This window comes from Micromonospora sp. IBSANI012 (assembly GCF_052814045.1).
On record NZ_CP199933.1, the window covers coordinates 5,771,084 to 5,790,715 of the forward strand.

Genomic DNA, 19,632 nt, shown 5'->3' on the forward strand with positions numbered 1-19,632 from the left:
GTGCTGATGTCGAACGTACGTAGACTGCCCGGACCCATCGTCGACCTGTGGGACTGGCAGCGGCTCGGTGCCTGCCGAGGCCGCGACAGCGCGCAGTTCTTCCACCCCGACGGCGAGCGCGGCTCCTCACGGCTGCGCCGCGAGTCCGGCGCCAAGGCCGTCTGCCGGGCCTGCCCGGTCCGCGCCGAGTGCGCCGCCCACGCGCTGTCCGTCCGCGAGCCGTACGGCGTCTGGGGCGGCTTCAGCGAGTCCGAGCGGCTGCGGCTGCTCGCGCTGGGCTGGGAGGACCTGGCCGACCGTCGGCAGATCCGGGTCGACATCGCCCGGCTGGAGGCCCGCCTGGGCCGCCCCCACAAGTCCGCCGTGCCGGACCAGCGCAAGGTCGCCTGACCCGGCCGAGAGACCCCGACCGACGCCGCGCTCCGCAACCGGAGCGCGGCGTCGGCGCGTTCCCGGCCTGGGAACCTGGGCCGGGCGGCCAGGTCCAATCTGGTCCCGGTCTGCCGGGGTCCCGTCGTTCGGGTCCCGGTCTGGTCCGGTCCCGGTCTGGTCCGGTCCGGTTCCTGCCTGGCCGGGCAGGTAGGTCGGAGACGCTACGGATCTGATGACGTGAACGGATCAGCCCTGCCTGCCGCGGGGCGGTCGCCTTAGGGGGTGCCGAGCCGCGCCCGGTCCGGCCGCCGGGGCGACTCCGATTGCGGCGTGTCGCGGTGTCGCAGCCGTCGGACACCGCGACACACCGGAAACGGCGACCCGGGGACCTGGGACCGGGCGCCAGCGGGCGCGCCGGCGGCGCAGCCGCGGCCCTCAACCGGGGCCACCGCCAGGCCGGAATCTCTGGCGCCGGGCGCCGAACCGGTCAGGACCGGCGCACCTGGGGTGGCCCGGTCGGGGTCAGCGGACGGTGACCTTGACCGTGTGCCAGCCGGTGGCGCCGTCCGGCTCGACCGGCTGCTCCCGACCGGTCTGCGTCTCGCCGGTGGCATCGGTCGCCCGCACCTGGAGGGTGTGCTCGCCCGGGGTGGCGTCCCAGCGCCAGGACCACTGCACCCAGGTGTCCACCGACACCGTCGGGGCGAGCGTCGCCTCCCGCCACGGGCCGCCGTCGACGCGTACCTCGACGCGGCTGATCCCCCGGTGCTGGGCCCAGGCCACCCCGGCCACCATGACCGGGCCGGTGGTGAGCCGGTTGCGCGGGCGGGGCGTGTCGATCCGGGACTGCGTCTTGACCGGCCCCTGCGCCGACCAGCCCCGCGGCACCCAGTACGCGTCGAAGTCGGCGAAGCTGGTCAGCTCCAGCTCGGTCACCCACTTGCACGCCGAGACGTAGCCGTACAGGCCGGGCACCACCATCCGGACCGGGAAGCCGTGCTCGACCGGCAACGGCTCGCCGTTCATCCCGACCGCCAGCAGGGCGTCCCGCCCGTCCCGCAGCACGGCCGTCGGGGTGCCACAGGTCCAGCCATCGACCGAACGCCCCACCACCTGGTCCGCGCCCTCCTCCGGGTCCGCCTCGTCCAGCAGCTCCTTGAGGGGTACGCCCAACCACCGGGCGTTGCCGATCAGGTCCCCGCCCACCTCGTTGGAGACGCAGGCCAGGGTCACGTACCGCTCCACCATCGGCCGGGCGAGCAGGTCGGCGAAGCTCAGCTCGATCGGGTTGCGCACCCGCCCGTGGATCCGCAGCCGCCAGGTCTCCGGGTCGACCTGCGGCACCACCAGGGCGGTGTCGATCCGGTAGAACCCGGCGTTCGAGGTGACGTACGGGGCGAGCTGCGCCAGCGACAGGTCGGCGCCGGCCGGGACGACCGGGGCCGCCGCCGACGGGGTGGGCAGCGCGACCGCCCGGCGGGCCGCCGAGACGCCCCGGCGACCGGCGAGCCAGTGCCCGCCCAGCCCGGCCACGGCGGCCCCGCCGGCCAGCACGCCCACCCCGCGCAGGAACCGGCGCCGCGACTCCGGGTCGGTGCTCTCCAACGGCTCCCGCCCGGCCGGCGGACCAGTCACCGAAGCCGGGCCGCCCATCGCGCCCGCGTCGACCGGCACAGGACCGGCCGTGTCCGCATCGACCGACCCAGAGCTGCCGGCGTGCGGACCGGCCGGCGCAGAGCCGGCGGTCTCCGCGCCGGCCGACGCAGGGCCGGGGGTCTCCGGGTCGGGCGCGGCCGGCGGCGTCGACGGGCCGGGCAGGGGTTTCGGCGGGGTCCAGGGCCACGGGTCGACCTCCAGCGGGCCGGCGAGGAAGGCCCAGAGCACCAACCCGCCCAGCCCCGCCCCGACCAGCGAGGGCAGCGCGTCGGCGGCGTCCGCGCCGGCCCGGGTGAGGGCGGCGGCCACGCCGAGGGCGGCGAAGGCCGCGATGCCGGCCAGGCCGATCCACAGCCGGCGGACCGCCAGCAGCCCGAGCAGCGCGGCGAACGCGGCGAGCAGCAGCGCCGTCCCGACCAGCAGGGCGATCTTGTCGTACGTGCCGAACAGGGTGATGGCGAACTGCTTCAACGGCTCGGGTACGACGTCCACGACCAGCCCGCCGACCGCGATCAGCGGGGCGGACCGGGGGCCGGTGAGGACCGCGACCGGCTCGGCGACACCGATGGCCACGGCGGCGGCCGTGATCCCGGCGAGCGCGGCGAGGCCGCGGGGCGTGGTGCTCATCGGACCAGTGTTGTCGATCAACCGGACCGACCGCCAACCACGTCAGCGTTCCGTAATCCCCCGCAGACGCGTCAGGGCGCACCGTCTCCGAAGACGGTGCGCCCTGAGTCGGCGTACGCCGTGGGTCAGAAACCCGGGCCGTGCTGGTGGCCGTGACCGTGGCCGTGGCCGTGCCCACCGGCGGCGGCCGGCTCGGCCTTCTCCGGCTTCTCCACCACGAGGCTCTCGGTGGTGAGCAGCAGGCCGGCGATCGAGGCGGCGTTGGTGACCGCGTTGCGGGTCACCTTCACCGGGTCGATGATGCCGGACTTCACCAGGTCGACGTACTGGCCGGTGGCGGCGTCGAGGCCGTTGCCCCACTCCTTGCCGGCGACCTTCTGCACCACCACGTAGCCGTCGTGACCGGCGTTCTGGGCGATCCAGCGCAGCGGCTCGACCAGCGCCTTGCGGACGATCGAGACGCCGGTCTTCTCGTCACCGGTCAGGCCCAGGTCGTCGGCGAGCACCGGCAGGATCTGCGCCAGGGCGGCACCACCACCGGGCACCGTGCCCTCCTCGACGGCGGCCTTGGTCGCGGCGATGGCGTCCTCGATGCGGTGCTTGCGCTCCTTCATCTCGACCTCGGTCGCCGCGCCCACCTTGATGACCGCGATGCCGCCGGAGAGCTTCGCCAGCCGCTCGGCCAGCTTCTCCCGGTCCCACTCGGAGTCCGAGGCCTCGATCTCCTTGCGGATCTGCGCGACCCGGTCGGCGACCTCGGAGGACTGGCCGCCACCGTCGACGACGGTGGTGTTCTCCTTGTCGACCACGACGCGCCGGGCGGTGCCGAGCACCTCCAGGCCGACCTGGTCGAGCTTGTAGCCCAGCTCCGGGGCGACCAGCTCGGCACCGGTCAGGATCGCCATGTCCTGGAGCATCGCCTTGCGGCGGTCGCCGAAGCCGGGGGCCTTCACCGCGCAGACCTTGAGGGTCTTGCGGATCGAGTTGACCACCAGGGTCGACAGCGCCTGGCCCTCGACGTCCTCGGCGATGATCAGCAGCGGCTTGTTGTTCTGGAGGACCTTCTCCAGCAGCGGCAGCAGCTCCTCGATCGCCGAGATCTTCTGCGTGGTGATCAGGATGTACGGGTCCTCCAGGACCGACTCCTGCGACTCCACGTCGGTGACGAAGTTCGGCGAGATGAAGCCCTTGTCGAACTGCAGACCCTCGGTCACCTCCAGCTCGGTGGTGAGCGCGGAGCCCTCCTCGACGGTGATGACACCGTCGCGGCCGACCTTCTCCATCGCCTCGGCGATCAGCTCGCCGATGGTGGCGTCCTGCGCGGAGATGGTCGCGACGTTCGCGACCGCCTCCTTGCTGGAGACCTCGACGGCCCGCTCGAGCAGCGCCTCGGAGACCTTGGCCGCCGCCGCGTCGATGCCCCGCTTGAGACCGGACGGGTTGGCCCCGGCGGTCACGTTGCGCAGGCCCTCGCGGACCATGGCCTGGGCCAGCACGGTCGCGGTGGTGGTCCCGTCGCCGGCGACGTCGTTGGTCTTGGTCGCCACCTCCTTGACCAGCTGCGCGCCGAGGTTCTCGTAGGGGTTGGTGAGCTCGATCTCCTTGGCGATGGTCACGCCGTCGTTGGTGATCGTGGGCGCACCGAATTTCTTGTCCAGGACGACGTTGCGCCCGCGCGGGCCGAGGGTGACCTTGACCGTGTCCGCGAGGGCGTTGACACCGTGCTCGAGCAGGTGCCGGGCGTCGTCCGAGAAGCTCAGGATCTTCGCCATGAATGTCCCTTCGAAGCGCCGTTGCCCCGGCCCGGCGAGCCGGACCGGGGCAACGACACTGATCGGTTGCTTACTTCTCGATGACCGCGAGGACGTCGCGGGCGGAGAGCACCAGGTACTCCTCGCCGGCGTACTTGACCTCGGTGCCGCCGTACTTCGAGTAGATGACGGTGTCGCCGACGTTCACGTCAACCGGGATCCGGTTGCCCTTGTCGTCGATGCGGCCCGGGCCGACAGCGAGGACGGTGCCCTCCTGCGGCTTCTCCTTGGCGGTGTCGGGGATCACGATGCCCGACGCCGTGGTGGTCTCAGCCTCGTTCGCCTGGACCAGGATCCGGTCCTCGAGCGGCTTGATCGCAACCTTGGTCGCGGTAGTCACGGGCATACCCTCCTGGGGTACTGGTTTCGTTGCCGGTCGACCGGGGCCGACCAGCGTCAATCTGCCACATGCCACCGGGCGGGGCCGTCGTCGCGGGTGCCGGTCCGCCTGGCGTTCAGCGCCCGCGCCGGATGGCCCGGGAGCTGGCACCCTCAGGGTGAGAGTGCTAATCGCAGGTTATTCCTCGGCTAGCACTCCGTCAAGGAGAGTGCCAGCGCGTCGCGTCCGCACGGCCACGATCGACGCGGCAGGGGCCGGTCGGACGGCGCGGGGCGGGTCGGGAGAATGGGCGCGTGGACATCGACCAGCTCGCCGCGCTGCGTACCCCCGAGGGGTCGGCCGCGCTCGCCGCGGCGGCCGAGCTGGCCGGCGGCGACCCGCTGGCCTCGGCCGCCGCGCTGCGCGCCGCCGGGGTGCCGGCCGGGCTGGCCGCGTCCGCGCTGACCCAGGCCGAGCTGCGCCGCCGGGCGGTGGGCAAGTTCGGGCCGGAGGCCGTCGGGATGTTCCTCACCCGGGCCGGGCTGGAGCAGGCCACCCGCCGGCCGGTCGCGGACCGGCGCGCCGCGCGGCTGCGCGCCGCCGGCGTGCGCACCCTCGCCGACCTCGGGTGCGGCCTCGGCGCCGACGCGCTCGCCGCCGCCCGCGCCGGCATCCGGGTGTACGGGGTGGAGGCCGACCCGGTGACCGCCATGATGGCCGCCGCGAACGCCGAGGCGGCCGGGCTGGCCGAGGAGTTCACCGTGGAGTGCGGCGACGCGACGGCGTTCGACGTGACCCGGGTGGACGGGGTGTTCTGCGACCCGGCACGACGCCGGGCGGGCACCGGCCGGCGGATCTTCGACCCGAACGCCTACTCCCCACCCTGGGACTTCGTCATCCGGCTGGCTGAGCGGGTGCCGTACACGGTGGTGAAGGTGGCCCCCGGCATCGACCACGCGCTGATCCCGGCGGGCGCCGAGGCGGAGTGGGTGAGCGCGGACGGCGACCTGGTCGAGGCGGCGCTCTGGTGCGGCCGGCTCGCCGAGGTGCCCCGGCGGGCCACCGTGCTGCGCGGCGACGTCGCGCACCGGCTCACCGGCTCGGGCGCGGCGGAGGCGGCCGTCGGCCCGACCCGCCGCTTCCTGTACGACCCGGACCCGGCCGTGGTCCGCGCGCACCTGGTCGCCGAGCTGGCCGACACCCTCGGCGCGACGATCGCCGACCCGAGCATCGCCTACCTGTACGCGGACAACCCGACCGCCACCCCGTTCGCCCGCTGCCTGGAGGTCACCGACGTGCTGCCGTTCTCGCTCAAGCGGCTGCGCGCGCTGCTGCGGGAGCGCCGGGTGGGCCGGGTGGAGATCCTCAAGCGCGGCTCGGCGCTGGAGCCGGAGAAGCTGCGCCGCGACCTCAGGCTGGCCGGCGACGCGGCGGCGAGCCTGGTGCTGACCCGGGTCGCCGGGGCGCCGACCGTGCTGCTCTGCCGGCCCGTCGCGAGCTGACGTCCGGCGTCCGGTTAGCGTGACCGGCATGGCGGGACAGGGCACTCCGGCGACGGCGCTGCTGGCGAAGCGGAAGATCCGGCACAGCACCCACCCGTACGACGTCTCCCCCGACGCGCCCAACTACGGCGCGCTGGTCGCCGAGGCGCTCGGGGTGCCGCCGGAGCGGGTGTTCAAGTCGCTGGTCACCGAGGTGGACGGGGCGCTGACGGTGGCCGTCGTCCCGGTCACCGGCGAACTGGACCTCAAGGCGCTGGCCGCGGCCGTCGGCGGCAAGCGGGCGACGATGGCTGACCGGGCGGCCGCCGAGCGGGCCACCGGTTACGTCCGGGGTGGGATCAGCCCGCTCGGCCAGCGCAGGCGGCTGCCCACGGTGCTGGACTCCTCGGCGCTGACGTACGACACCATCTACGTCTCGGCCGGCCGTCGCGGCCTCCAGCTCCAACTGGCCGCGGCCGATCTGGTCGCGCTGACCGACGCCACCACCGCCCCGCTCGCCGCCCACTGATCAGTTCCGGCTGCCGGAAAAGAAATCGGCACCGGTGTGGAAACGATTCTCCACACCGAAACTCGTCTAACGGCAAGAGCGGATCGGACTCGCGGAGATCGCGCCTTTTCCCGCGTTACGGGATCGTTACGGCGGTCCGCCAAACTCGTGAGCTGGCAGTCTTGCGTCGCCGACACGGGTGGCAATACGTTGCCGCTCACAACAAACCAGCCTGCCACCACCCACCCCGAAAGGACCCGTGCAGATGCGCAAGGGCCTCCTCGCACTCACCGTCGTCGGCGTGCTGGCCGCCAACGGCGTGGCCGGTTGCGGCGACCAGCTCACCAGCGGCAGCGCGGCCGGTGGCGCCAGGAAACCGAAGATTGGCGTGATCCTGCCCGACAGCAAGTCCTCCGCCCGGTGGGAGGGCGCGGACCGCAGGTTCCTCGAGGAGGCGTTCGACGCCGCCGGAATCGACTCCGACATCCAGAACGCGCAGGGTGACAAGAGCCAGTTCTCCAACATCGCAGAGCAGATGATCACAAATGGGGCGACGGTCCTGATGATCGTCAATCTCGATTCCGGCACCGGCAAGGCCGTGCTGGAGAAGGCGCGGTCGCAGGGCATCGCCACCATCGACTACGACCGGCTCACCCTCGGCGGCTCGGCGCAGTACTACGTCAGCTTCGACAACGAGGCGGTGGGCAAGCTCCAGGGCCAGGGCCTGGCCAGGTGCCTGACCGAGAAGGGCGCCCGGAAGCCGGTCGTCGCCTTCCTCAACGGTTCACCGACTGACAACAACGCCACCCTGTTCAAGAGCGGCTACGACTCGATCCTCAAGCCGAAGTTCGACGCCGAGGAGTTCCGCAAGGGCCCGGACCAGTGGGTGCCCGACTGGAACAACGCCCAGGCCGGGGTCATCTTCGAGCAGATGCTCACCCAGACCGAGGGCCGGATCGACGGCGTCCTCGCGGCCAACGACGGCCTGGGCAACGCGGCCATCTCGGTGCTGAAGAAGAACAAGCTCAACGGCAGGATCCCGGTGACCGGCCAGGACGCCACCGCCCAGGGCCTGCGCAACATCCTCGCCGGCGACCAGTGCATGACCGTCTACAAGGCGATCAAGGAGGAGGCGAAGGCCGCCGCCGACCTGGCCATCGCGCTGGCCAACGGGGAGCGGAAGGAGACCGGCCAGACGGTCCGGGATCCGGAGAGCGACCGCGCCGTCGACGCCATCCTGCTCACCCCCAAGGCCATCTACGCCGACGACGTCGCCGATGTGATCGCCGACGGCTTCGTCACCAAGGACGAGGTCTGCTCCGGGGAGTACGCCAAGCTCTGCGCCGCCGCCGGCGTCAACTGACGGCACCCCTGCCGACGCGCAAAGGAGAACCCCGTGTCCGCGACCCCCCTGCTGGAACTGCGCGGGATCGACAAGAGCTTCGGTCCCGTGCAGGTCCTGCGTGACGTCGCTCTCTCCGTTCACCCGGGCGAGGTGACCGCGCTGGTCGGCGACAACGGCGCCGGAAAGTCCACCCTGGTCAAGTGCATCAGCGGTATCCACCCGACGGACGCCGGCGAGTTCCTCTTCGAGGGCCGCCCGGTCACCGTCAGCAGCCCCCGCGACGCCGCCGCCCTGGGCATCGACGTCGTCTACCAGGACCTCGCGCTCTGCGACAACCTCGACATCGTGCAGAACATGTTCCTCGGACGGGAGAAGCGCCGCGGGATCGTGCTCGACGAACCCACCATGGAGCAGATGGCCGCCGAGACGCTCGCCGGGCTGGGCGTGCGCAATCTCAAGTCGCTGCGCCAGCACATCTCCAGCCTCTCCGGCGGCCAGCGACAGACCGTCGCCATCGCCAAGGCCGTGCTCTGGAACAGCCGGCTGGTCATCCTCGACGAGCCGACCGCCGCGCTCGGCCTCGCGCAGACCGCCCAGGTCCTGGAGATAGTCCGCCGGCTCGCGGACAACGGCCTGGCTGTGGTGCTCATCTCGCACAACATGAACGACGTCTTCGCCATCTCCGACCGGATCGCCGCGCTCTACCTCGGCCAGATGGTCGCCCAGGTGAAGACCACCGACATCACCCACTCGCAGGTCGTCGAGCTGATCACCACCGGCCGCTCCCGCCACCTCGGCTTGGGCGCCGAGCCGGACGCCGGCGGCACGCGCGACGGCAGCGAGCCAGCCCACCTGACCCCGGGAGCAGTCCGATGACCACCACCCTCCTGCGGCGGGACGGGCGCGGGGCCGGCACCCCGGCGCCGACCGTCGGCGACCACGTCCGCGACTACCTCGCCCGGGTACGCGGGGGCGACCTCGGCTCGCTGCCGGCCGTCATCGGCCTCACCGTGCTCTGCCTGGCCTTCGCGACCGTCCGGCCGGTCTTCTTCTCGGCGGCCAACTTCGCCAACCTGTTCACCCAGGGCGCCGCGGTCACCGTGATCGCGATGGGCCTGATCTTCGTGCTGCTGCTCGGCGAGATCGACCTCTCCGCCGGCTTCGCCAGCGGCGTCTGCGCCACCGTGCTGGCCAACGTGCTCAGCGTGCTCGGCTACCCCTGGTACGTCGCGGTCATCGCCGCCATCGGCACCGGTGTCCTCATCGGCCTGACCATCGGCTTCCTGGTGGCCAAGGTCGGCATCCCGTCCTTCCTGGTCAGCCTGGCCGGCTTCCTCGCCTTCCAGGGCATCGTGCTGCTCCTGATGAAGGAGGGCACCAACATCTCGATCGACGACCAGGTGATCATCGCGATCGAGAACAACTACGTGCCGCCGGCGATCGGGTGGCTGCTGGCCGGCGTCGCCGTCGCCGGGTACGGCGTCGTGCAGTTCCTGCGCCACCGCAACCGGGCCACCCGGGGCCTGGTCACCGAGCCGGTCGCCGTGGTGGCCGCCCGGGTCGCCGGGCTGGCCCTCCTGCTCGGCTGCGCCGTTTATGTCCTCAACCAGGAACGCAGCATCAACACGGCGATCAGCTCCACCAGGGGGATGCCCGTGGTCGTACCGCTGATCGGGGCCCTGCTGGTCTTCTGGACCTTCGTGCTCAACCGCACCGCGTACGGCCGGCACCTGTACGCGGTGGGCGGCAACCCGGAGGCCGCCCGGCGGGCCGGGATCAACGTGGACCGACTGAAGATCTCCGCCTTCGTCATCTGCTCCAGCATGGCGGCCGTCGGCGGCATCATCGCCGCCAGCAAGGACCGCTCGGTCGACCCGAACACCGGCGGCAGCAACGTCCTGCTCTACGCGGTCGGTGCGGCGGTCATCGGCGGCACCAGCCTCTTCGGCGGCAAGGGGCGGATGATCCACGCGGTACTCGGCGGCGCGGTGGTGGCTGTCATCATCAATGGGATGGGCCTGCTGGACCTCAGCTCCGGCCTCAAGTACACCTCGACCGGACTGGTGCTGCTGCTGGCCGCGGGCGTCGACGCGCTGTCGCGGCGCCGATCCGTCGCCACCGGCACGCGCTGATGACGGAGTACCAGGAACGATGCGGGTAGGACCCAGCCAGGACGAGATCCGGCGGCAGAACCTCGGGGCTCTGCTGCGGCACGTGCACGTCCACGGCGCGACCTCCCGCGCGGAACTGACCACCACCCTCGGGCTCAACCGCAGCACCATCGGCGCGCTCACCGCCGACCTGGCCGGCGCCGGGCTGGTCAGCGAGGGGACGCCGAAGGAGACCGGTCGCGCCGGCCGGCCGTCGCTGGTCGTCCGGCCCGAGTCGGCCCGGGTCTACGCGTACGCGTACAGCATCGAGGTGGACCGGCTGCGGGCCGCGCGGGTCGGTCTCGGCGGTGAGGTGCTCGACCGCCGGGACCTGGACCGACCGCGCGGCCTGGACGCCGGGGAGACCGCGCCGCTGCTGGCCGGCGCGCTCAAGGAGATGCACCAGCACGTGGCGCCCGGCTCGCTCTGCGTCGGCGCCGGGGTGGCGGTGTGCGGCATGGTCCGCCGCGACGACGGGCTGGTCCGGCTCGGCCCGGCCACCGGCTGGGTGGACGAGCCGATCGGCACCTCGCTCGCCGCCGAGCTGGGCATCGACGTACCCGTCACGGTGGGCAACGTGGCGGACATGGCCGCCTTCGCCGAGCATGCCCGGGGCGTCGCCGCCGGCTGCGACAACGTCATCTACCTGTACGGCGACGTCGGCGTCGGCGCCGGCATCATCGCCGGCGGGCGGCGGCTCACCGGCCACGGCGGGTACGGCGGCGAGGTCGGACACATGGTGGTGGTCCGCGACGGCGTCCCCTGCGAGTGCGGCTCCCGGGGCTGCTGGGAGACCGAGATCGGCGAGCACGGGCTGCTCCGCGCCGCCGGCCGGTCGGACGCCCGCGGCCGGGACGCGCTGCTGGCCGTCTTCGACGCCGCGGACCGGGGCGACGCCCGGGCCCAGACGGCGGTACGCCGGGCCGGCGACTGGCTCGGCTTCGGGGTGGCGAACCTGGTCAACATCTTCAACCCGGAGATGGTCATCTTCGGCGGCACCATGCGCGACCTCTATCTGGCCGCCGCCGCCCAGGTCCGCAGCCGGCTCAACTCGATGGGGCTGCCCGCCTGCCTGGAGCACGTCCGGCTGCGCACCCCCAAGCTCGGCGCGGACGCGGCGCTGATCGGCGCGGCGGAGCTGGCCTTCGAACGGCTCCTCGCCGACCCGCTCGACGCCGGCTGACCGGCGGCTCCCGCCGACGCCCCGGCCTGCGTACCCTGTCGCACGTGGACGTCCAGTTGCGCGCCTCCGACGACGACCGGCACCGGGTGGTGGCCGAGCTGCAACGGCACACCGGCGCGGGGCGGCTCACCCTGGACGAGTTCTCCGATCGCGTCGCCGCGGTCTGGACAGCGCGCACCCTGGGGGAGCTGGCCGACCTGACCCGCGACCTGCCCACGGCGCCCGCACCGGCCGGGGCGGGCGACGCCACCGGGCACGGCCGGCGGGAACTGCTGGTGCTCTTCGCGGTCGCCGCGGCCACCCTGCTGCTGCTCGGGATCTTCATGGCGCTGTCCCGCTGACCGGCATCCCCGGCTGACTTGTCGCTCAGCATCGGTGAACTGATCGGGTCGGTGGTCCGTACCAGTGGACGGACGGGCAGCCGGGTGCGCTGCCCGGCGTGACACGTACGGCCCGGACCGAGGAGGCACCGCAGGATGGCACCGCTGGAATCCGCACGTCGTCGGCCAGGGCACCGGACCCACCGGGTGGCGGTGCTGCTCATCGCGCTGGTGGCGGGGCTCGGCGTCCTGCCCGGCGTGGCCGTGGCCGCACCGGGCAACCAGATCAACGCCGCCGACATGACGCTGCTCAACGGGGTACGGCTGGCCGGGCTCTGGGAGATGCCGGCCGGGCAGATGGCCGCCGAGAAGGGGGTGTCCCCCCGGGTGCGGGAGATCGGGGCCGAGATCGCCCGCCAGCACGGGGTGCTCGACCAGTTGGTCGTCAACGCCGCCAACAAGCTGGGCACCACCCTGCCGACGGATCCCACCACCGAGCAGAAGGGGTGGCTGACCGAGATGCAGGAGGCGAACGGCAACCAGTTCGACCAGATCTTCGTCACCCGGCTCCGGGTGGCGCACGGCAAGATCTTCCCGGTGATCGGCGCGGTCCGGGCCAGCACCCGGGACGCCACCGTCCGCAAGCTCGCCGACGAGGCCAACAAGTTCGTCACCGACCACATGGCGATGCTGGAGAGCACCGGGCTGGTCCGCTGGCAGCAGATGCCGCCGGCCGCGCTGCCGCCGGCCCAGAGCGACTCGCTGATCGCCGCCGCCAAGGCCGGCGCCCCCGCCCCGTCGGTCGGGGTCAGCACCACCATCGTCTGGGCGGTCTTCCTGCTCGCCCTCGGCGTCGGGGGCGTCTCCACCTGGCGCATCCTGCGCCGCAGCTGACCAGCGGAACGCCGTCGGCGGCCGGGTTCGGTCGGAACCCGGCCGCCGACGGCGGTCCTCAGCGGTCGACCTGGGTGAAGTCCCAGGAGTGCGGGGGCCGGGCGACCAGCATGGCCGGCGGCTCGGGCAGCGGTTGTGGGTTGCTCCGCCACTTGGAGATGACCACCACCCGGTGGTCCGTCGAGGAGAAGACCTCGCTGGACAGGTGCAGCGGGTCGTGTTCCAGCTCCGGCAGGGCGGTGTCGCAGACCCAGGTGATCAGGTCGGCGAAGCCGTACGGCTCCGCGCGCGCCTCCCACATCCGCACGATCACGTCGGCGCTCCCCTTCCGTGCCGTCACACGCTGACCGTGGTCAGCGGCAGGGCCGAGTCGGCCGGCAGGTCCAGCCGGCTCGGCGTCACCCCCGCCGCGACCAGGTGCGAACCGAGCGCCGCGACCATGGCGCCGTTGTCGGTGCAGAGCTTCGGCCGGGGTACGCGGACCCGGATGCCGTGCTTCGCCGCGCGGTGCTCGGCCATCGCCCGCAGCCGCGAGTTGGCGGCCACTCCCCCGCCGATCACCAGCGTCTCGATCCCGTTGGCCCGGCAGGCGTCGAGCGCCTTGGCGGTCAGCACGTCGCAGACCGCCTCCTGGAAGGAAGCCGCCACGTCGGCCACCGGCACCGGCTCACCGGCGCGCTGGCGTGCCTCCACCCAGCGGGCGACGGCGGTCTTCAGGCCGGAGAAGGAGAAGTCGTACCGGTGGGCGGCGAGGTCCTTGGCGGCGGTGAGACCGCGCGGGAACCCGATCGCCGCCGGATCGCCGGCCCGGGCCTCCCGGTCGATGTACGGGCCGCCGGGGAAGGGCAGTCCGAGCAGGCGGGCGACCTTGTCGAAGGCCTCCCCCGCCGCGTCGTCGATGCTCGCGCCGAGCGGGGTGACGCCACGGGCGAGGTCGTCGACGAGCAGCAGGGAGGAGTGCCCGCCGGAGACCAGCAGCGCGACCGCCGGCTCGGGCAGCGGCCCGTGCTCCAGGGTGTCCACGGCGACGTGCGCGGCGAGATGGTTCACCCCGTACACCGGCTTCTCGGCGGCCAGCGCGTAGCCCTTGGCGGCGGCCACGCCGACCAGCAGCGCGCCGGCCAGCCCCGGGCCGGAGGTCACCGCGATCGCGTCGATGTCGGCGAGCGTCACGCCCGCCTCCGTCAGCGCCCGGTCCATGGTGGGCACGATCGCCTCCAGGTGCGCACGGCTGGCCACCTCGGGCACCACGCCGCCGAACCGGGCGTGCTGCTCGACGCTGGAGGCGATCGCGTCGGCGAGCAGGGTGTGCCCGCGCACGATGCCGACACCGGTCTCGTCGCAGGAGGTCTCGATCCCCAGGACCAGGGGCTCGTCAGCCATCAGTCGTCCGTCCCGTCGTCGGTCGGGTCCGCGACGCGCCGCATGACCAGCGCGTCGGTGTTGCTCGGTTGGTAGTAGCCGCGGCGGACGCCGATCGGCTCGAAGCCGTACGTGGCGTAGAGCTTCTGGGCGGGCGCGTTGTCCGCCGCCACCTCCAGCAGGACGGTGCGGACGTCGTGCCGGGCCACCTCGGCGAGCAGTTCCTCCAGCAGCATCCGGCCGACGCCGCGCCGCTGGGCGTCCCGCCGGACGGCGATGTTCTGCACCCAGGCCTCGTCCGGCTGGACGGTCAGCCCCGCGTACCCGAGCACCGTGCCGTCGACGTCGGTGGCGACCCGGTACCAGTGCCCGCTGGCCAGCTCGTTCCAGAACATCGCCGGGGACCACTGTTCGGCGCCGAAGAGGTCCGCCTCGATCGGCAGCACCTCGTCGACGTGCCACCAGCGGAACCGGGTCAGTCGTACCGGTGCGCTCACGGCAGGACCGACTTGCGGGCGGTCGCCGCCACGGCGTCCGGCCGGCGCAGGTAGAGCGGGGTGAGCGCCTCCGTCGGCGCACCGGCCCGGATCCGCTCGGCGGCCAGCGCGGCCAGCGCGGTGGCGTCGGGGTAGCGCGGCTCGACCCGCAGCGGCAGGTCGAGCACGTCGGCGTACCGGTGGGCGCCGTCGCCCACCGCGGCGGTGACGGCCAGGCCGCGGGCCCGTTCGGCGGCGACCGCGGGGGTGTCGACGTTCGGCCCGGCGATCCGCTGGCCGGCGCCGTCGTAGACGGCCCAGTAGACCTCCCGGCGGCGGGCGTCACTGGCCGCGAGGACCGGTTCGCCGAGCGCCGCCGGGTAGCCGATGGCGTCCAGCGAGCAGACACCGTACGTGGGGACGCCGAGCACCTGGCCCATCGTGGCGGCGGTGACCAGGCCGACCCGCAGCCCGGTGAACGGGCCGGGACCGAGGCCGGCGACGATCGCGGCCAGGTCGCGCGGCCGCGCCTCCGCGTCGGCGAGCACCGCGTCCACCTGCGGCGCGAGCAGTTCGCCGTGGGCCCGCGCGTCGATCGTGCAGCGGTGCGCCCGCGGCACGACCCCGTCCGCCGAGACCTCCACCAGCGCTGCGGTCACCGCGGGGGTCGAGGAGTCCACCACCAGTACGAGCACGGTATGCCAGCCTAGTCGCCCCACCGGTCATCCCCGGTCACACCCCGTCGAGGGGGTCCACCATCACGCTGGGTGACCTCGCGGGAGGACAGGACCGGTGTGAGCGCGATACCTCAGAGTCATCAATATGCCTCTGAGGTATCGCGCTCACATCGGCATGGCCCACCATTCCGGGATGCCCTCGCGTCTGGTCACCCTCTTCAGCGACGTCGTGCGACGCGAACGGGAGGCGCACGAGCTGAGCCAGCGGGAGCTGGCCGAACTGGCCTCCGTGAGCCAGGCGACGGTGGCCCGGATCGAACGCGGTGACCGCAGCCCCGGCGTCGACGTGTTGGAGCGCCTGCTCGCCGCCATGGGTGTGCAGCTCACCGTCGCGGTGGAGCCACTCGACGCCCACCTCGACGCGCGGATCGACGAGCTGGCCGCGCGGCCCGTCGCCGAGCGGATCGAGCAGGCCGGCCTCGACCGGGTGCTGGACCGGCTCGGCGATCTCCCGCACGTGCTCATCGGTAGCTGCGCCGCGCTGCTGCAGGGTGCGGCCGTGCCGGTGACCGAGATCGAGATCGCCGTCCGGTGGACGGACTCCGCCCGGTTCACCCAGTGGCTCGCCGACGGCTACGGGCAGCGCTGGAACGCGCAGTGGCGGGAGTTCGGCTACCTGCGGCTGGAGCCGGAGGAGCCCGGCGAGCACCTGTGGCGGACGATCTCCGGCGACGTCCGGGCCACGATGTGCGACGAGTTGCCGGAGGCGATCGAGGTGCGGCACGGGGACCGGAGCTACCCGGTGGTGCCGTTGGTCGCGCTGGAACTCACCGATCCGCGCGCGACCGAACTGCTGCGCCGGCACCGCCTACGGGCGGCCGGGTCAGCCGGCTGAGCGCTCCCAGTCGACGGTGGGCAGACCGGCGTCGGCGAGCGCCTTGTTCGCGGCGCTGAACGGGCGGCTGCCGAGGAAGCCACGCGGGTTCATCGGGCTGGGGTGCCCGGCCTCCAGCACCACGTGCTGCGGGTTGGTGACCAGGGCGGCCTTCTTGCGGGCGTAGCCGCCCCAGAGCAGGAAGACCACCCGCTGCTCCATCGCGTCGAGCGCCCGGATGGTGGCGTCGGTGAACTCCTCCCACCCCTGGTTGCCGTGCGAGCCGGGGGTGGCCTGGCGGACGGTCAGCACCGCGTTGAGCAGCAACACGCCCTGCGCCGCCCAGCCGTTGAGGTTGCCGCTGCGCGGCTTCGGCACGCCGAGGTCCTCGCCCAGCTCCTTGAAGACGTTGCGCAGGGACGGCGGCACCGCCACCCCGTCGCGGACGCTGAAGCTGAGCCCGTGTGCCTGCCCGACCCGGTGGTAGGGGTCCTGCCCGAGGATCAGCACCCGCGTCTCCCGGGGCACGCACAGCCGGTAGGCGGAGAAGAGGTCCTCCACCGGCGGGAAGACGGTCTGGGTGGCGTACTCACGGGCGACGAACTCGGCCAGCGCCGCGGTGCGGGCCGGGTCGAGGTGCGGGGTGAGCACGGCACGCCACTCCTCTGGCAGCAGCGCCAGCAGGTCGAGGGCGGGGGTGTCGTCGGGCATCGGCAACCTTTCGCAGTCTGTGCCGGCACTCTAGGCAGCTGGTACGACAGCCCTCAGCGCAGGGCTTCCAGGCGCCGCGCCCAGTCGCCCCCCACCGGCTCCAGCTCGACCAGCCGGGTGTCGTCCTCCCGCCGGTCGAGGCGTACCCGCAGGTGGGCGTCGACCAGCTGTTCGACCAGCCCCTCGCCCCACTCGACCACGGTCACCGAGTCGTCCACCGAGGCGTCCAGGTCCAGGTCGTCGATCTCGGCCCGCGGGTCGGCCGCGTCGCCCAGCCGGTACGCGTCGGCGTGCACCAGGGCCACCGTGCCGCCCCGGGCCGGGTCCGGCCGGTGCACCCGGGCGATCACGAAGGTCGGCGAGGTGATGGCGCCGAGCACCCCCAGCCCGGTGCCGATGCCCTGGGTCAGCGCGGTCTTGCCGGCGCCCAGCGGGCCGGTGAGCAGCAGCAGGTCGCCGGCGCGCAGCACCCCGGCCAGCCGGCGGCCGAACGCGTGGGTGTCCTCGACCGTCGGCAGCGTGACGGTCAGCGTCACAGCCCCTCCAGGAAGTCCCAGAGCGCCTTGTTGACCTCGTCGGCGTGTTCCAGCATCACCACGTGCCCGCTGTCGTTGACCTTGGTGTACCGGGCGTGCGGCAGCCGGCGCACGATCTCCTCCGAGTGGGTCACCGGCGTGATCATGTCCTTGTCACCGACCACGACCAGCACCGGCGTGCCGCTGAGCGCGGCCAGCGCCGGGAAGCGCGAGTGCGTGGCGAGGGTACGCAGATAGCGGGTGACCGTGTCGGCGGAGGTCCGCGAGTTCATCTCCTCCACATAGGAGACCAGGGCCGGGCTGGGCTTGCGGGTGCCGAAGCCGTACTTGCGGGTCAGCAGCCAGGCGACGTTGGAGGTCGACTTCCGGGCCCGGTCGATGACCGTGCCGCCGTACCGGGTGGCGTTGCTCATCATGTAGAGCACCGGCGCGCCGACCCGGCCGATCAGCGCCGGGGCCACCAGCTTGGTCTCCGCGAGCAGGCCGCCCGAGGTGGCCATCAGCACCGTGCCGACCACCCGGTCGCCGAACATCTCCGGGTACAGCTCGGCGAAGGCCATGATGGTCATTCCGCCCATCGAGTGCCCGACCAGCACCAGCGGCCCCTCCGGGGCGGTCCGGTCGATCACCCGACGCAGGGTGCGGCCCAGCGCGGCGAGGTCGTACTCGCCACTCTCCAGCCGCCCGGAGCGGCCGTGACCGGGCTGGTCGTACGCGACGATCCGGTGCTCGCCCCGCTCGGCGAGCAGCTTGCGCTGGAAGTGGAACGTCCCCATGTCCAGGCAGAAGCCGTGCACCAGCACCAAGGTCGGTCGCCCCGGCGCCGGGTGGGTCGGCTCGACCACCTCGATGTGGATGTCGGTGCCGTCCGGCAGCTCCAGCCGGAACGCGTCGTCGTACCGCTGCTCGCCGAAGACCTCGTGCGCGTACCGGTCGGTGGGGTCGGCCTTGAGCCGGCGGACCAGGGCGCGCTCGCTCACCACGCCCGCGGCGAGCCCCGCGGCGGCGACGCCGACCGCGGCCCCGACCACGCCGGCGACCTTGCCGGCGGCGGTGCGCGGCCGGGGGATCCGGAAACGCTGTGGCGCGCTCACGGTGCCAGCTCGGTTCGCGACTGCCGGGCTCGCAAGATCGGCTCACTCCTCGCGCTCACGGCCGCTCGCCGTCGTAGACCCGGGGCACCCGGCTGCTGCCGAAGCGGGTGACGATCTCGTAGTTGATGGTGCCGACCGCCTCGGCCCAGTCGTCGGCGGTGGGTTCGCCGTCCGCGCCGCTGCCGAAGAGGGTGGCCACGTCGCCCTCGGCCACCGGGTCCTCGCCGCAGTCGACCACGAACTGGTCCATGCAGACCCGGCCGGAGATGGTGCGCCGCTTCCCACCGAGCTGCACCGGCCCGACGTTGGAGGCGTGCCGGGGCACCCCGTCGGCGTAGCCGAGCGGCACCACGGCCAGGTTCGCCTCCCGCCCCGTGGTGTAGGTGTGACCGTAGGAGACGCCGGTGCCCTCGGGCACCCGCTTGGTCAGCATCACCCGGGCCCGGCCGGTCATCGCCGGACGCAGCCCGAAGCGCTCCCCCGCCACCGGCGAGAGCCCGTAGACGGCGATCCCCGGGCGGACCAGGTCGAAGTGGGTGTCCGGGCGGGTCAGCGTGGCCGCCGAGTTGGCCAGGTGCCGGTAGCGCGGGCGCAGCCCGGCCCGCTCGACCATGGCCAGCCCCTCGTGGAAGACCGCGAGCTGGCGGTCCGTGGTGGGGTGGCCGGGCAGGTCCGCGTACACGAAGTGGCTCCACACGCCGACCACCTCGACCAGGCCGTCGGCCTGGGCCTTCGCGGCGGCCTCCAGCAGGGTCGGCCAGTCGGCGACGGTGGCCCCGCCCCGGGACAGCCCAGTGTCGATCTTCAGGTGCAGCCGGGCCGGGCGGTCCGCCCGGCGGCTCGCCTCGATCATCTCGTCCAGCTGCGGCAGGCTGGCGGCGCCCAGGTCGACCCCGGCCGCGACGCCCTCGTGCAGCGGCAGCCCGGGGGCGAGCAGCCAGGCCAGCACCGGCGCGGTGATCCCCGCCCGGCGCAGGGTCAGCGCCTCGTCCAGCGTGCAGACCCCGAGCCAGTCCGCCCCGGCGTCGAGCGCGGCACGGGCCGACGGGACCATGCCGTGCCCGTACCCGTCGCCCTTCACCACCGCCATCAGCTCGGCGCTCGTACCCGACCGGAGTCGGGCCACGTTGTCACGGATCGCGTCGAGATCGACGCGCACCTCGGCCTGCCACATACGCCCAGCCTACTTGCGCCGGTGATCACACGACCGTGCTCCCGCCCGCGTCGGCGACCCGC

20 protein-coding genes and 2 pseudogenes are annotated in these 19,632 nt (G+C 73.2%); 10 read left to right on the top strand and 12 right to left on the bottom strand.

The genetic code is table 11. The features are described from left to right. Positions 1–6 precede the first annotated feature (6 nt). A complete protein-coding gene (locus ACTWM8_RS26625) occupies positions 7–390 on the top strand; it encodes a WhiB family transcriptional regulator (protein ID WP_446211368.1) in 384 nt (127 codons plus the stop codon). A gap of 504 nt (positions 391–894) precedes the next feature. Here the strand turns inward: ACTWM8_RS26625 and ACTWM8_RS26630 are convergent. The 4 genes and pseudogenes from ACTWM8_RS26630 to groES form a co-directional block, all read right to left on the bottom strand. Next, positions 895–1,962 (bottom strand): annotated as a pseudogene (locus tag ACTWM8_RS26630) (molybdopterin-dependent oxidoreductase); the annotation flags it as partial. Positions 1,963–2,163: 201 nt separating this feature from the next. After that, a pseudogene (locus tag ACTWM8_RS26635) lies at positions 2,164–2,655 on the bottom strand (molybdopterin-binding oxidoreductase); the annotation flags it as partial. Between the two features lie 125 nt (positions 2,656–2,780). Continuing rightward, the gene (groL, locus tag ACTWM8_RS26640) at positions 2,781–4,427 is read right to left on the bottom strand and encodes a chaperonin GroEL (protein WP_446211369.1); all 1,647 of its coding nucleotides are present in this window, start codon (positions 4,425–4,427) and stop codon (positions 2,781–2,783) included. A gap of 70 nt (positions 4,428–4,497) precedes the next feature. Then, positions 4,498–4,812, bottom strand: coding sequence for a co-chaperone GroES (gene groES / locus ACTWM8_RS26645; RefSeq protein WP_088960325.1), 315 nt, complete (start codon positions 4,810–4,812; stop codon positions 4,498–4,500). A gap of 287 nt (positions 4,813–5,099) precedes the next feature. Between groES and ACTWM8_RS26650 the strand changes: the two genes are divergently transcribed. The 8 genes from ACTWM8_RS26650 (at position 5,100) to ACTWM8_RS26685 (ending at position 12,666) form a co-directional block, all read left to right on the top strand. Next, positions 5,100–6,287, top strand: a complete 1,188-nt coding sequence (locus ACTWM8_RS26650) for a THUMP-like domain-containing protein (RefSeq protein ID WP_446211370.1) — start codon at positions 5,100–5,102, stop codon at positions 6,285–6,287. 28 nt (positions 6,288–6,315) lie between these two features. Continuing rightward, positions 6,316–6,795: a Cys-tRNA(Pro) deacylase gene (gene ybaK, locus ACTWM8_RS26655; protein WP_446211371.1), complete on the top strand. Its 480-nt coding sequence runs from the start codon at positions 6,316–6,318 to the stop codon at positions 6,793–6,795. 244 nt (positions 6,796–7,039) lie between these two features. Then, positions 7,040–8,137 carry a sugar ABC transporter substrate-binding protein gene (locus ACTWM8_RS26660; RefSeq protein ID WP_446211372.1) on the top strand — a complete coding sequence of 366 codons (1,098 nt, stop codon included), beginning with the start codon at positions 7,040–7,042 and terminating at the stop codon, positions 8,135–8,137. Positions 8,138–8,170: 33 nt separating this feature from the next. Continuing rightward, a complete protein-coding gene (locus ACTWM8_RS26665) occupies positions 8,171–8,995 on the top strand; it encodes an ATP-binding cassette domain-containing protein (protein ID WP_446211373.1) in 825 nt (274 codons plus the stop codon). Beyond that, entirely contained in the window at positions 8,992–10,251 is a 1,260-nt protein-coding gene (locus ACTWM8_RS26670) for a sugar ABC transporter permease (protein ID WP_446211374.1), read from the top strand. Before ACTWM8_RS26665 ends, ACTWM8_RS26670 begins: the two co-directional genes overlap by 4 nt. Positions 10,252–10,270: 19 nt before the next feature. Next, the gene (locus ACTWM8_RS26675; protein WP_446211375.1) at positions 10,271–11,452 is read left to right on the top strand and encodes an ROK family protein; all 1,182 of its coding nucleotides are present in this window, start codon (positions 10,271–10,273) and stop codon (positions 11,450–11,452) included. A 44-nt stretch (positions 11,453–11,496) separates the two neighbouring features. Beyond that, positions 11,497–11,793, top strand: a complete 297-nt coding sequence (locus tag ACTWM8_RS26680; protein WP_334569277.1) for a DUF1707 SHOCT-like domain-containing protein — start codon at positions 11,497–11,499, stop codon at positions 11,791–11,793. Positions 11,794–11,928: 135 nt separating this feature from the next. After that, the gene (locus ACTWM8_RS26685) at positions 11,929–12,666 is read left to right on the top strand and encodes a DUF4142 domain-containing protein (RefSeq protein WP_446211376.1); all 738 of its coding nucleotides are present in this window, start codon (positions 11,929–11,931) and stop codon (positions 12,664–12,666) included. A 58-nt stretch (positions 12,667–12,724) separates the two neighbouring features. Here the strand turns inward: ACTWM8_RS26685 and ACTWM8_RS26690 are convergent, their stop codons facing one another. The 4 genes from ACTWM8_RS26690 to tsaB are packed head-to-tail and all read right to left on the bottom strand — an operon-like array spanning position 12,725 to position 15,199. Further along, positions 12,725–12,979 carry a hypothetical protein gene (locus ACTWM8_RS26690; RefSeq protein ID WP_088964398.1) on the bottom strand — a complete coding sequence of 85 codons (255 nt, stop codon included), beginning with the start codon at positions 12,977–12,979 and terminating at the stop codon, positions 12,725–12,727. Between the two features lie 23 nt (positions 12,980–13,002). Next, positions 13,003–14,049: a tRNA (adenosine(37)-N6)-threonylcarbamoyltransferase complex transferase subunit TsaD gene (gene tsaD / locus ACTWM8_RS26695; RefSeq protein ID WP_446211377.1), complete on the bottom strand. Its 1,047-nt coding sequence runs from the start codon at positions 14,047–14,049 to the stop codon at positions 13,003–13,005. After that, on the bottom strand, positions 14,049–14,525 hold the full coding sequence (gene rimI / locus ACTWM8_RS26700) for a ribosomal protein S18-alanine N-acetyltransferase (RefSeq protein ID WP_446211378.1): 477 nt from the start codon (positions 14,523–14,525) through the stop codon (positions 14,049–14,051). The genes tsaD and rimI overlap by 1 nt, the downstream gene beginning before the upstream one ends. Further along, the gene (gene tsaB, locus ACTWM8_RS26705; protein WP_446211379.1) at positions 14,522–15,199 is read right to left on the bottom strand and encodes a tRNA (adenosine(37)-N6)-threonylcarbamoyltransferase complex dimerization subunit type 1 TsaB; all 678 of its coding nucleotides are present in this window, start codon (positions 15,197–15,199) and stop codon (positions 14,522–14,524) included. Before tsaB ends, rimI begins: the two co-directional genes overlap by 4 nt. Before the next feature lie 175 nt (positions 15,200–15,374). Between tsaB and ACTWM8_RS26710 the strand changes: the two genes are divergently transcribed. Beyond that, positions 15,375–16,076, top strand: coding sequence for a helix-turn-helix domain-containing protein (locus ACTWM8_RS26710; protein ID WP_446211380.1), 702 nt, complete (start codon positions 15,375–15,377; stop codon positions 16,074–16,076). Here the strand turns inward: ACTWM8_RS26710 and ACTWM8_RS26715 are convergent. The 4 genes from ACTWM8_RS26715 to alr are packed head-to-tail and all read right to left on the bottom strand — an operon-like array spanning position 16,065 to position 19,570. Further along, a complete protein-coding gene (locus ACTWM8_RS26715) occupies positions 16,065–16,766 on the bottom strand; it encodes a uracil-DNA glycosylase (RefSeq protein ID WP_446211381.1) in 702 nt (233 codons plus the stop codon). The two genes, ACTWM8_RS26710 and ACTWM8_RS26715, sit on opposite strands and share 12 nt — an antisense overlap. Positions 16,767–16,819: 53 nt before the next feature. Next, complete coding sequence (gene tsaE / locus ACTWM8_RS26720; RefSeq protein WP_350798303.1) at positions 16,820–17,302, bottom strand: tRNA (adenosine(37)-N6)-threonylcarbamoyltransferase complex ATPase subunit type 1 TsaE; 483 nt, start codon at positions 17,300–17,302, stop codon at positions 16,820–16,822. Continuing rightward, positions 17,299–18,396, bottom strand: coding sequence for an alpha/beta fold hydrolase (locus ACTWM8_RS26725; RefSeq protein WP_446211382.1), 1,098 nt, complete (start codon positions 18,394–18,396; stop codon positions 17,299–17,301). The genes tsaE and ACTWM8_RS26725 overlap by 4 nt, the downstream gene beginning before the upstream one ends. A 55-nt stretch (positions 18,397–18,451) precedes the next feature. Beyond that, positions 18,452–19,570, bottom strand: a complete 1,119-nt coding sequence (alr, locus tag ACTWM8_RS26730; protein WP_446211383.1) for an alanine racemase — start codon at positions 19,568–19,570, stop codon at positions 18,452–18,454. Between the last annotated feature and the right edge of the window lie 62 nt (positions 19,571–19,632).

Bases quoted from the DNA above. Each gene is read 5' to 3' on its own strand.
- ACTWM8_RS26625 (WP_446211368.1), top strand. From the start codon at position 7: ATGTCGAACGTACGTAGACTGCCCGGACCCATCGTCGACCTGTGGGAC.
- groL (WP_446211369.1), bottom strand. From the start codon at position 4,427: ATGGCGAAGATCCTGAGCTTCTCGGACGACGCCCGGCACCTGCTCGAG.
- groES (WP_088960325.1), bottom strand. From the start codon at position 4,812: ATGCCCGTGACTACCGCGACCAAGGTTGCGATCAAGCCGCTCGAGGAC.
- ybaK (WP_446211371.1), top strand. From the start codon at position 6,316: ATGGCGGGACAGGGCACTCCGGCGACGGCGCTGCTGGCGAAGCGGAAG.
- ACTWM8_RS26660 (WP_446211372.1), top strand. From the start codon at position 7,040: ATGCGCAAGGGCCTCCTCGCACTCACCGTCGTCGGCGTGCTGGCCGCC.
- ACTWM8_RS26670 (WP_446211374.1), top strand. From the start codon at position 8,992: ATGACCACCACCCTCCTGCGGCGGGACGGGCGCGGGGCCGGCACCCCG.
- ACTWM8_RS26675 (WP_446211375.1), top strand. From the start codon at position 10,271: ATGCGGGTAGGACCCAGCCAGGACGAGATCCGGCGGCAGAACCTCGGG.
- ACTWM8_RS26685 (WP_446211376.1), top strand. From the start codon at position 11,929: ATGGCACCGCTGGAATCCGCACGTCGTCGGCCAGGGCACCGGACCCAC.
- tsaD (WP_446211377.1), bottom strand. From the start codon at position 14,049: ATGGCTGACGAGCCCCTGGTCCTGGGGATCGAGACCTCCTGCGACGAG.
- ACTWM8_RS26710 (WP_446211380.1), top strand. From the start codon at position 15,375: ATGCCCTCGCGTCTGGTCACCCTCTTCAGCGACGTCGTGCGACGCGAA.
- ACTWM8_RS26715 (WP_446211381.1), bottom strand. From the start codon at position 16,766: ATGCCCGACGACACCCCCGCCCTCGACCTGCTGGCGCTGCTGCCAGAG.
- alr (WP_446211383.1), bottom strand. From the start codon at position 19,570: ATGTGGCAGGCCGAGGTGCGCGTCGATCTCGACGCGATCCGTGACAAC.